Raw genomic sequence first — 11812 nt, forward strand, 5'->3', positions numbered from 1 at the left:
TTTTCGTGAACGCTCGGTTAGCATGCTGCAGGAGCGTTGGGTAAAAGTGCCCCGAAAGTAACCGAGCGTCGCTTAACGCGGAGCGATCCCCAAATGTAGGCCAGCTAGGCCACGGGGACGAACAGCGAGCTTATCGGCAATAGCCAATAACGCTACGGCGGCAGGGGATTTCGGATGAGCCAAGACAATGGGCGCACCGATGTCTCCGCCCTCGCGTAGCGCCACATCCAAGGGAATCGCCCCGAGCAGCGGGACGGAAGAATTGACGGTCTGGCTTAATCTTTTAGCTAGAACCTCGCCTCCGCCGGAACCAAACAACTCCATAGTGGTGCCGTCCGGTAGCGTCAAAAAGGACATATTTTCAATCACGCCGGCAACTTTCTGGCCCGTCTGCACAGCGATGGCACCGGCCCTCTCCGCTACATCAGCCGCAGCCACTTGCGGGGTTGTCACAACCAGGATCTCGGCCTTGGGGAGCAACTGGGCAACTGAGATGGCGACGTCGCCCGTGCCAGGTGGCAGGTCCAGGAACAAGGCATCTAAATCACCGAAGTAGACGTCAGTGAGGAACTGTTCAAGCGCCCGGTGGAGCATGGGCCCGCGCCAGGCAACGGGTTGGTTGCCGGTGACAAACATGCCGATGGAGATGACCTTTACGTCGTGTGCCACGGGAGGCAGGATCATCTCATCCACTCGCGTGGGTGCTTGAGTTATACCCATCAGGGCTGGGACTGAAAAGCCGTAAATATCGGCATCCACAATACCCACACGCAATCCTTTGGCCGCCAGGGCACAGGCCAGGTTCACCGTCACCGAGGACTTGCCCACGCCGCCCTTACCGCTGGCTACCGCATACACCCTTGTCAGGGAAGACGCGGCATTAAACGGGATGCCGCGCTCTGGCGTGCTGCCCTTCAGGCGTTCCTTGAGTTCTGCCCGCTGGTCAGCGCTCATCACGGTCAGCTCAACCTTCACCTCCGTGACGCCGTCGACCTTCTGCAGCGCTGCGGTGACATCCGAGGTGATGGTCCCGCGCAGTGGGCAGCCAGCAATGGTGAGACGGATGATGGCAGCTACCACGCCGTCCCCAAGCGCCTCCACGGACTCCACCATTCCCAGTTCGGTGATGGGCCGGCGCAATTCCGGATCAATGACAGTGGCGAGGGCGGCTAGGAGAGCGGTGTTCGATGGAGAAGACATGCGTGGCTTGCCTTAGGGTTTGGTACTGCGTTTGGGTGCAACTATTTTCATAGCGGACGTTGCGGGGGAACGACTGCTGCGACTTTCTCGACGTTCGGTGGGTTGGAGAGCATCCCCGTCCTCGCCCTGCAAGGCAATCAGGTCTTCGAGAAGGCCGCGCAGTTCGGAGCGCACAAAATCTCGCGTTGCCACCTCACGCAGCGAGATGCGCAGTGCGGCAACTTCGCGCGTTAGGTACTCGGTGTCGGCTAGGTTTCGCTCATTGCGACTGCGGTCCTGCTCAATCTGAACACGATCGCGATCGTCCTGACGGTTCTGTGCCAACAGGATCAACGGGGCGGCGTAGGAAGCCTGGGTGGAGAAGAATAAGTTGAGCAAAATGAAGGGATAGGGATCCCATTTCAGACCAAACAACCCGACCACGTTGATGGCAATCCAGACCAGGACAAAGATTGTCATGTAGACCAAAAAGTTCGCGGTACCCATGTACCGCGCAAAACGCTCGGCGAAGCGGCCGAACAGGTCCGGATCGCTGCCCAGATTCGGCAGCAGCCGGGACTTGAGCTCCATCGGCGTATCCAGACCGCCGCCTTTGGAATGGTGCCGTTCAGCCAATGCGGCCTCCTAATTTTCTGAAGGGAGCGCCATCTTCGTGTGTGCGCCAGTCATCGGGGAGTAGATGGTCCAGAAGGTCATCGACAGTCACGGCACCTACCAGGCGGCCCTCCTTGTTGACTACCGGGAGTGAGTTGAGGTTGTAGGAAGCCATGGTGTGGCTGACCACGGAGATATCGTCTTGGTCAGAGACTGGCTCCATGTTTTTGTCCACCAGCTTGCCCAACTGCTCAGGAGGCGCGCTGCGCAGTAGTTGCTGGATGTGGACGACGCCCAAGAAACGCCCTGTGGGTGTTTCCAAAGGGGGGCGGCAAATGAAAATAGCTGAGGCAAGCGCTGGCGGGAGGTCCTCACTGCGCACATGCGCCAGAGCCTCGGCCACAGTTGCCTCGGGGGGCAGGATTACCGGAACCGGAGTCATGAGCGCACCGGCAGTACCTTCTGCGTATTGGAGCAGACGCCGGACGTCCTTGGCTTCCTCCGGTTCCATAAGCTGGAGTAGTTGCTCGGCTTTGGCAGTGGGTAAGTCAGCGAGCAGGTCTGCGGCGTCGTCCGGGTCCATTTCTTCAAGGACGTCGGCGGCGCGCTCATTGTCCAGGGCGGAGAGCAGCGTGACCTGGTCCTCCTCCGGCAGCTCAGACATGACGTCGGCAAGTCGTTCGTCTTGAAGTTCGCTAGCCACCTCGATCCGGCGTTTGTCGCTCATTTCCTGCATGGCGTCAGCAAAATCTGCGGGCTTGAGGTCCTCATGGGCAGCCACGAAATGCAAGGCTCCTTGAGGTTCGGCGATGTCATCGGGGTGAGCTTCCGCCCAGTCGATCAACAGGGTGTGCCCGCGACGCAAGCCGCGCAGACGAGAGGTGCTGGAGCCGCGGCGGACAAATAGCTTGGTGATCAACCAATCGCCGTTGCGCTGCTGGTCAATAGCGATGTCCTCGATGACCGCGTCCCCGCTGCCATCAACGAGCGTGACCTTGCGATCAAAGATGCCACCCACGACGAGTTGTTCGGCTCCGCGTTGTTCAAAACGGCGCAGATTGACCAAACCCGTGCAGATGATTTGAGACTGGTCCATGGAAGTTAGCCGGGTCATAGGCACAAAAACGCGCTTCTTTCCGGGGACCTCGACCACGATGCCGACGGCGTGGGGAGGCGTGCGCGCCGCTCCTGTGCGCTGCTCGCCGCGGCCCAGCACGACGACGTCGCGCAGTTTGCCCAGGCGGTCACCGAGGGGATCAAACACGTCAAGTCCGAGGAGGCGCGCTACAAAGATGCGCGTGGGTTGAGTACTCACTCCTACAGGCTACTTCCCTGCCCCAACTAACCGGTATTTGACGACGCCGTATTTTTGTTTTCAAGCCCCCCTGCACCCATGGGCGGATGCCATCAGTTCACTGCCAGCGATACTCTCTCCACGATGAGCGATTGTGGTGAACAATGGAAGACATGGCAAACCTCTTTGGACGTACCCGACCAATGGATGAGGCCCGCATAGTCCCCACTGGTGAGACAATCGGTTCTTACACCTCCTATCTGGACGCCCAGAAGGCGGTCGATTATTTAGCGGATGAAAAGTTTCCGGTCCAGCACGTGTCCATTGTGGGCAACGACCTGAAAATGGTCGAGCGCGTCACCGGAAAACTCAGTTACCCGCGGGTAGCGCTTAGCGGCGCTATGACTGGGGCGTGGTTTGGGCTCTTCATTGGCGTCATGCTCTCCTTCTTTGACGGCAACGCATCCGGAGGTGGGACGTATCTGAACGTGTTCACGGCGGTACTGATGGGTGCTGCATTTTGGATGCTGTTTGCCATCATTGGCTACGCAGCCCAGCGCGGGAAGCGCGACTTCACGTCGACGAACCAGGTTCTTGCTTCAAGCTATGACGTCATTGTTACCCCCGACGTCGCGATGGACGCACGCCGCCTGCTCGCCCAACTGCCGATGAATTCCACGGCTTCCAAGCCCCTCCAGGGGCAGGGCCAGGGCTACCGTCCTCCGGCTGCGCCGCCTGCTGCAGGGACACCGCCAGCTCGTCCGCAGGGCTGGCACGATCCCTACGGTGCCCCGACACCAACTGGAGAGCAGGGCGGCCAGAACGGCCAGGCTGATGGAAGCTCACCCGTGGAGAGCGAGGGCCAGGCACCGCTCAGCGGGCCACGCCGCGGCCAGTTCCCAGACCTGCCAGATGGCCGGCCACAATATGGCATCCGCATGGATAAGCCAGCCGAACCAGCTGGTGAGGAACCCACAAAAGATTCCCCCGAACACCACTAGATTTTTAGGGTTAGACGCCCATAAAGCGAAGATATACACGACGACGGCGGGACCCATACTGGGCCCGCCGTCGTCGTGTATAAGGGAATGTCTTAGCCGTCAGAGACGAGCCATCCAGGCCTCGACGTCCTCTGGAGCACGCGGAAGTGCCGCACTCAAGTTCAGCGGACCATTGGCAGTGATGAGGATGTCGTCCTCAATGCGTACGCCATTGCCACGGTACTCGGCCGGGATGCCCAAGTCCTCGTTCTTGAAATACAAGCCCGGTTCAATCGTGAAGACCATGCCCTCGGTGATGGTGCCATCCAGATACAGCTCGGCACGGGCCTGTGCACAGTCGTGGACGTCCAGACCCAGGTGATGGCTGGTACCGTGCGGCATCCAACGACGGTGTTGCTGGCCCTCAGGGGAAAGTGCGACGGCGGCTGTCACAGGAAGCAAACCCCACTCCTCAAGGCGGGCGGCAAGAACCTCCATAGCGGCGTTGTGCACATCGCGGAACTTTCGTCCCGGCACGGCCACAGCGAAAGCGGCGTCGGCAGCATCCAGAACAGCCTGGTAGATCTTGCGCTGGACGGGGGAGTACTTTCCGGAGACCGGAAGCGTACGGGTGATGTCTGCGGTGTAGAGTGAGTCCGCCTCCACTCCTGCGTCGACCAAAAGCAATTCCCCGGCGGTGACGGCTCCGGTGTTATGGGTCCAGTGCAAGATGGTGGCATTGTTCCCTGACGCGGCAATGGTGTCGTAGCCTAGCTCGTTGCCTTCCTCGCGGGCCCGTGCGAAGAATGCGCCCTCCACAACACGCTCACCACGCTTGTGGGCCACAGCGCGGGGAAGGGACTTGATGATCTCCTCGAACCCTGCAGCCGTGGCAGCCACAGCCACCTTCATCTGCTCGATTTCCCAATCATCCTTGAGCAGTCGAAGCTCGGAGAGGCTCTCAGCCAGCTTGGCATCCAGGGAGTCTAGTGCGCCGAAATCAATGGCGTCGGGGTTTGCGGCCGTGTTGTAGCGCGCGGTGTCGACAAGAGCGTCGATGTTCTCATCGACCTTGCGGACCAGGCGGATCGAGATGCCGCCGACGGAGGGTTCGCCCACGTTTTTGGTGATGGCTACCTCAAGTTCGGAAATGTCTACGGTGTCCAATCCGAGCTGTTCTTTGAACTCGGCCAGAGTTGGCCTGGGGCCAATCCAAAACTCGCCACTGCGGGAGTCAGCATAGAACTGTTTGGTATCCCGGCCAGCCAGCGGACGGAAAAACAAGGACGCGTGGTGATTGCCGCCGTCGTCCCCGGCACCATCGCCTACAGGTTCCATGACCAGCACGGCGTCGGGCTCGTGGTCAACGCCAAGACCCGTCAGGTGGGCAAAGGAGGAGTGCGGACGGAAGCGGTAGTCACAGTCATTGGAGCGGACTTTCAAGGCACCTGCCGGGATAACGAGACGTTCGCCTTTGAACTGTTCGGAAATGGTGCGACGACGTCGCGCGGCATGATCGGCGACCTCGTCCCGGGGAGGAAGTTGGGTTGAAGCGGGGGCCCAATTGGAGGCCATAAAGGAGCGGAAAGCATCCGAGTCGGGGCGGTGTGAACGGTTATTCACACGCTCCTCGAGTGGCTGCTGCTCGGAGGGGTCGGGGTGCACGGAAGATTTCTCTGTCTGGTTCACCCTGCCAGTCTCTCACCGCGGGTGCTGCTAGGACAATGCGAGAAGGTTGGAGCGCTGCGTGAATTGGGTGGGCAACGTAGGCTTATGGGGTGAAGATCGATCTGCACGCACATTCAAATGTTTCCGACGGGACGCAGCCCCCTGCGCAGCTTGTGGCCGCAGCGCTCGCCGCTGGAGTGGACGTGATGGCACTGACCGATCATGATTCCACTGCAGGCTGGGCCGCAGCGCTCGTCGCCGCCCGCGCCTTGGGTGTTGGCTTGGTGCCCGGCATGGAAATTTCCTGTACGACGGATCGCGGAATCAGCGTGCACCTGCTCTGCTATCTCCATGACCCCACGCATCAAGGTTTGCTGGCGGAAATCACTAAGGCGAAGGAAGCTCGGCAGAGCCGTGCCGAGCGTATGGTTCTGCGCCTCGCCGAGGACTATCCGCTGAGCTGGGACGATGTCAGCGCCCATGTGGCCCCCGGAGCTACCGTGGGACGCCCGCACATAGCCGATGCCTTGGTTGCAGCGGGCATAGTCTCGGATCGCAATGAGGCCTTTGCTACCATCCTCACTTCCCACTCCCGCTATTTTGTGAGCCACTACGCTCCGGATCCTGTACTGGCCGTGCAACTGGTTCGCGCGGCTGGCGGAGTGCCCGTCTTCGCTCATCCCGTAGCATCCTCGCGGGGGAGAGTGGTAGATGCCCAAGTGTTCCATGACATGATCGACGCCGGGCTGCTGGGCGTGGAGGTGGACCACCGGGACAACCCTCCCGAGGGACGCGCATGGTTGCGGAACTTGGCATCAAAAAATGGGCTGTTAGTGACGGGATCCTCCGACTATCACGGCGCTGGAAAGCCGAACTTGTTGGGTGAAAATACTACTCGGCCGGAGGTGCTTGAGAGCATCCTGGCACTGGCCACGGGGGCGCGCGCTTATCTTCCCCACCAGCTACAAATGTAGCAATGGTTGTGTCCTCTATATAGCTAAAAATCAAACGCTTGGGCTTTTCTTCGCGTAGACGCTGTTACAGTGGGAAGGAAAGTACAGTTCGCGAAGGTAACAAATTACGCCTGCGCGAACTCTCAAATTTTCCGTTTCCGGCGCCTTGGCTGCCGTAGATTTCCGGTAGTGAATAATCGCGTAGATACGCGATTCACGCGGGGCCACTTTGTGCAGATGGAACTGCAGACGAGGGTGGCCGTCCCCGGGCGGGAAAGCGCGCCAAGGGAACCCGGCACCGGCTTGCCCAACACGAGAGTGTCTCAAGAGGCGGCGCGCGCCACATTCGACGGGACACCGGTGGGTTCCGTCCGCGCGAGAGGAACTTCATGGCGCCTGACGGTGCGGGACTTTATCAACTAGGTGGCTGGACCATCATTGGACTTCTAGTCCTCTTCTACGGTGGAACGCTTTTGATGACACTGTTCATCAGTAAGAAGAATGAGAACGCCGATTCGTATATGACGGCCGGTAATAACGTCGGCTTTGGTATTTCTGCTGGCAGCATGACGGCAACCTGGATCTGGGCGTCTTCCATGTATGCCTCAGCCACCTCCGGATATACGTACGGGATATCGGGGCCCATCCACTACGGATTGTGGGGGGCGCTGATGATTTTGTTCATCTACCCTTTCGGTAAGCGAATTCGAGCCGTGGCACCCAAGGCCCACACTTTGGCCGAGGTCATGCATGCTCGGCACGGAAAATCTAGCCAGTTGATGCTTGCCGGGTCTAACATCGTCGGCTCGATTATTAGCATTACGTCAAACTTCATCGCCGGCGGTGCGTTGATCACGCTGCTCTCTCCTTTCAGCTTCAATCAGGGCATCCTCTTTATCGGGGGCGGGATTCTGCTGTACTCCTTGTGGTCCGGCTTCCGGGCGTCGGTGCTGACAGATGCTGCACAGGTATTTGCCATGCTGGGAGCTGTGGTTATCGTCATTCCAGTGGTATTTTTCGCCGCTGGCGGGACAGACATGTTCGTCACGGGGGCTGCGAACCTGACGCCGCAGCAATCCGATTTCTTCTCCTCGGACGCGTTCTTGAACCAGGGGGCTCCGTACATCGCTGCGGTGCTGGCATACGCCATCGGCAACCAGACGATCGCCCAGCGCTTGTTTGCTGTACGTGAGGACTTGATCAAGAAGACATTTATCACCGCAACGGTGGGTTACGGTGCCACCATCATCGGTATCGGCATGATGGGTGTCATGGCCCTCTACGCCGGGATCGTTCCGCTGGACGGAGACACGAATAAACTCATCCCGCAGATGGCCGCCACCTACCTGAGCCCCGTGCTGCTGGGTATCTTTTTGATCATGATCATCGGCGCGCTGTCCTCAACAGCCGACTCAGATCTGTCTGCACTTTCCTCGATTGTGATGACGGATGTCTACGGTCAAAATATCGCCAAAAAGGGGGAAGCCAATCCGAAGACCATGCTGTTCATAGGGCGGATCACCATGGTACTGGCCACCGGTATTGGACTCTATTTTGCCAGCAAACAGTTGGATATTTTGGACTTGCTGGTATTTGTTGGTGCGCTGTGGGGGGCATTGGTGTTCCCCGTCATTGCCAGCTTCTACTGGCAGAAGGTCACCAACCGGGCGTTCACTATTTCCGTGCTGGCAGCCTTGGTAGTGTTCCTCCCCGTCCGTTTCGCGTGGCTTCGCTTCGACGGGACCGTCGGCATAATGGTGGATGTGCTCTCGGTCATTGGTATAGGGGTGGTGCTGGGCTTGATGGCATTTGGCTTCTTCGGGCTCAAAGTGGCAAAAATCGTGGCCGCCGTCGCGATTGTGGCTGCAGCCCCGTTCTCGATCGGCTTCCTCCACAATTACGCGGTACTGTCTGGATCATTGGTAGCCTATGCCGTCAGCACGCTAGTTTGCTACTTCATGTGCTTCCGAAATAAGGCGACTTTTGACTTTGCGAGCATCGCACGCACAATTGGCGACTTTGACACCAGGTCTGACACGGCGGATGGACAAATCGAAGAACTCACCACGAAAAAGCAAGCGTAGGAGCAACCATGAATGAAATATTTCTGACACTGTATGTGCTCGTGTGGCCGGTAGTCGTCCTCGGCGTTCTGTGGGTCCTTGGGCGTGCCTTTATCAAGGAGATACTCCAAGCCCGGCGTGAGGGAAGAAGTCTCATCTAGTGGAAGTGGTGGAGCTTTTGTTTAGAGCTCCACCACCGTGGCCACATGGCCCAGTCTTGCCGTCATGACGCCGATGGCCTGTGGGTTCTGGTCCACGCACACAAAGCGCCGGCCCAGTTTTGCCGCCACGGCTCCGAGCGTGCCGGAGCCAGCGAAGAAGTCCAGCACCCAGTCGCCCTCACGGGAAGATGCGGCCACGGCCCGGCGCAGCAAGCCCTCGGGCTTTTGGGTTGGGTAGCCGGTCTTTTCCTTGCCTGTGGGTGAGACAATGGTGTGCCACCAGACATCCGTGGGCAGCTTACCCAGCTCACGTTTTTCTGGTGTGACCAACCCCGGAGCCATATAGGGCTCCCTGTCCACTTCGGCGCTATCGAAGTGGTACTTCTTCGGGTTCTTGACGTACACCAAGATGTTGTCGTGCTTGGTGGGCCAGCGGTGCTTAGCCCGCGCACCATAGTCATAGGCCCAGATGATCTCGTTCAAAAAACATTCCCGGCCAAAGATCACATCCAGCATCACCTTGGCATAGTGCACCTCTCGATAATCAAGGTGTAGATATAAGGTGCCGTCCTCCGCCAGAAGCCGCCACGCTTCTTGCAGCCGTGGCTCCAAGAATGACCAATAATCACTAAAAGCGTCGTCGTAGCTGTGCAGAGTGCCACGAATGGTGTCGTAGCTGCGTCCACTAAAACCCACGCGATCGCCCGCACCGTCGGCATTGTGCACCATGGTGGTTTGCTGACGACTCTGTACCCGGCCGGTATTAAACGGCGGGTCCACGTAGATCATGGTGAAGGCGCCGTCCGGGAGCGAGGGCAAAAATTCTGCGTTATCAGCATGGACCACCAAGTTTGGCCCGCTCCCGTCCGGCTGCCAGGGCGTTTTCGTCATGGGAGAGTTGACGCTACTCTCCGGCGGCTTCCGGCTGACCCACTACATCGCCGTTGCGGCGGCGAGTGCGTGTACGGCTGCGGCGTGCCCTCGGTGCAGCACTCTCACCGGCGGTAGTGGGAGCAGCAGCGGCGCTCGGCGCTTTGGACTCGGGCGTTGGCTCATCAGCAGAAGAACGGCGTCGGTTGCGGCCGCCGTCGTGCTTCTCACCGGTGTGGCGCTCACCATGGCGGGCACCAGAGCGGTTGCCGCCCCGGTTGGGACCCCGGCCGGCGTCGTGTCCGTCGTCTCGCCCACCGGACTTGGGGGCGTTCCGTTTGCCCGTCTCACCCAGATCTTCCAGGACTTCTGCGCCAATGCCGGCATGAGTGCGCTGATTGCGGGGCAAGCGACCCTTAGTTCCCTCTGGAATGTCCAAGTCAGTGTACAAGTGCGGGGAGGATGAGTACGTCTCGATGGGCTCGGGAACGCTCAGGCCAAGAGCCTTGTTGATGAGCGCCCACCGGGGCATGTCGTCCCAGTCCACAAACGTTACGGCCGTGCCCTTGTGTCCGGCGCGGCCTGTACGACCCACCCTGTGCAGGTAGATTTTTTCGTCTTCCACACACTGGTAATTGACCACATGGGTGACATCGTCCACGTCAATGCCGCGAGCGGCCACATCGGTGGCGACTAAAACGTCAACTTTGTTGTTGCGGAACGCGCGCAGTGCCTGCTCACGGGCGCCCTGGCCCAGATCGCCGTGAATGGCTGCAGCTGCGAAGCCACGGTCGACGAGTTCCTCGGAAACCTTGGCTGCGGTGCGTTTGGTCTTCGTGAATACAATGCTGCGTCCGCGTCCATTGGCCTGCAAAATACGAGCCAGGACCTCGATCTTGTCTAGGTTGTGAGCGCGGTAGATCAGCTGGCGGATATCGCGCTTCGTCAGGCCCTCGTCGTCCGGGTCAGCAGCCCGAATATGCGTGGGTTGAGTCATATAACGCCGGGCCATGGCAACGACGGGGCCGGGCATTGTGGCGGAAAAGAGCATTGTCTGACGCACTGCGGGTGTACCGGCAATCAGCGTCTCGACGTCAGGCAAGAAGCCCAGATCCAACATTTCATCCGCCTCATCCAAGATCACAATCTTGACGTTCTTGAGGACGAGGTGGTGCTGGCGCAGCATGTCGATCAACCGACCGGGCGTGCCAACTACAACTTCCACGCCTTGCTGGAGTGACTGAATCTGAGGCTCATACGCGCGTCCGCCATAAATGGTGGCAATCCGGACCCCGCGGTGCTTGGAAGCCGTGGTTAGGTCACCGGCCACCTGGACCGCGAGTTCGCGGGTCGGAACAATCACCAGGGCCTGCGGAGCACCCGGAACAGGGAGTTTGTCGTACCCTGAATCCTTCGGGCCCACAACGCGTTGCAGGGCCGGTATGCCAAAGCCCAAGGTCTTACCTGTTCCGGTCTTGGCCTGACCGATGATGTCATGACCAGCCAGTGCGATAGGCAATGTCATCGACTGGATGGGGAAAGGATGTGTGATGCCCGCTTCGTTGAGCGAGGACACAATGTCAGCGTGAACACCGTAGCTGGCAAACGTGGCTTTTTCTTCCTGGCGCGGAGGCTCATTGCTGCTAAGAGTTCCGTCTATCTCAACGTTCTCTTTGCCGTCCTCAGCCTGCAGGAGTGTGTCTGTTTCAATACTCAAATGCTTACCGTTCAATTCGTCTATACAGGTGCTGTATTTCGTGGGCTCAACGCCGACGCCCTCTGCGGGGCCAAACGGAACCTGGACGGACAGCACTAATGAGGGAAGCCGATCGCGGGCTTACAAATACATGCCCTCTCGCTGCCGGATAAACGGGACTGCGTAAGAGCGTAAAAAGACTCGCGTAGGGGCGGGCTTGTTGAACAAAAAACAATTTTCAACGACCGGGCATCCATGTCTACGGTTTTAGTCTAGCCGGTCCACTGCCGATTCCGCTCGGCCTTGTCAATATCGCGCAGTGTCGCACAGGAG

The 11812-nt window shown here is 59.2% G+C and carries 10 protein-coding genes; 4 read left to right on the top strand and 6 right to left on the bottom strand.

Annotated features, from left to right (window positions below; translation table 11 throughout):
• Positions 1 to 72: 72 nt before the first annotated feature.
• From LOH53_RS08165 to LOH53_RS08175, 3 genes are read right to left on the bottom strand one after another with little or no spacing between them, the layout of a single operon-like run.
• Entirely contained in the window at positions 73 to 1200 is a 1128-nt protein-coding gene (locus LOH53_RS08165; protein WP_230067241.1) for an Mrp/NBP35 family ATP-binding protein, read from the bottom strand.
• Between the two features lie 12 nt (positions 1201 to 1212).
• Positions 1213 to 1770 (bottom strand): DUF1003 domain-containing protein, encoded by a 558-nt coding sequence (locus LOH53_RS08170; protein WP_230067313.1) that lies wholly within the window; start codon positions 1768 to 1770, stop codon positions 1213 to 1215.
• A 37-nt stretch (positions 1771 to 1807) separates the two neighbouring features.
• Entirely contained in the window at positions 1808 to 3109 is a 1302-nt protein-coding gene (locus LOH53_RS08175; protein ID WP_230067242.1) for a magnesium transporter MgtE N-terminal domain-containing protein, read from the bottom strand.
• Between the two features lie 152 nt (positions 3110 to 3261).
• Between LOH53_RS08175 and LOH53_RS08180 the strand changes: the two genes are divergently transcribed.
• Positions 3262 to 4089 carry a general stress protein gene (locus LOH53_RS08180; protein ID WP_230067243.1) on the top strand — a complete coding sequence of 276 codons (828 nt, stop codon included), beginning with the start codon at positions 3262 to 3264 and terminating at the stop codon, positions 4087 to 4089.
• 99 nt (positions 4090 to 4188) lie between these two features.
• Here the strand turns inward: LOH53_RS08180 and LOH53_RS08185 are convergent, their stop codons facing one another.
• Positions 4189 to 5757 carry an aminopeptidase P family protein gene (locus tag LOH53_RS08185; protein WP_230067244.1) on the bottom strand — a complete coding sequence of 523 codons (1569 nt, stop codon included), beginning with the start codon at positions 5755 to 5757 and terminating at the stop codon, positions 4189 to 4191.
• A gap of 89 nt (positions 5758 to 5846) precedes the next feature.
• On the opposite strand from LOH53_RS08185, the gene LOH53_RS08190 reads away from it, so the two are divergent.
• The 3 genes from LOH53_RS08190 (at position 5847) to LOH53_RS08200 (ending at position 8913) form a co-directional block, all read left to right on the top strand.
• On the top strand, positions 5847 to 6710 hold the full coding sequence (locus tag LOH53_RS08190; protein WP_230067245.1) for a PHP domain-containing protein: 864 nt from the start codon (positions 5847 to 5849) through the stop codon (positions 6708 to 6710).
• A gap of 368 nt (positions 6711 to 7078) precedes the next feature.
• Complete coding sequence (locus tag LOH53_RS08195; protein ID WP_230067246.1) at positions 7079 to 8773, top strand: sodium:solute symporter family protein; 1695 nt, start codon at positions 7079 to 7081, stop codon at positions 8771 to 8773.
• Positions 8774 to 8781: 8 nt separating this feature from the next.
• Positions 8782 to 8913, top strand: a complete 132-nt coding sequence (locus tag LOH53_RS08200) for a putative transporter small subunit (protein ID WP_230067247.1) — start codon at positions 8782 to 8784, stop codon at positions 8911 to 8913.
• A gap of 21 nt (positions 8914 to 8934) precedes the next feature.
• Here LOH53_RS08200 and LOH53_RS08205 read toward each other — a convergent pair whose 3' ends face one another.
• Entirely contained in the window at positions 8935 to 9804 is an 870-nt protein-coding gene (locus LOH53_RS08205) for a DNA-methyltransferase (protein WP_230067248.1), read from the bottom strand.
• Between the two features lie 13 nt (positions 9805 to 9817).
• A complete protein-coding gene (locus tag LOH53_RS08210) occupies positions 9818 to 11500 on the bottom strand; it encodes a DEAD/DEAH box helicase (protein ID WP_230067249.1) in 1683 nt (560 codons plus the stop codon).
• Positions 11501 to 11812 lie beyond the last annotated feature (312 nt).

Origin of the sequence: Arthrobacter cryoconiti (genome assembly GCF_020905375.1) — a bacterium.
In the GTDB taxonomy this organism is placed as follows: domain Bacteria; phylum Actinomycetota; class Actinomycetes; order Actinomycetales; family Micrococcaceae; genus Specibacter; species Specibacter cryoconiti.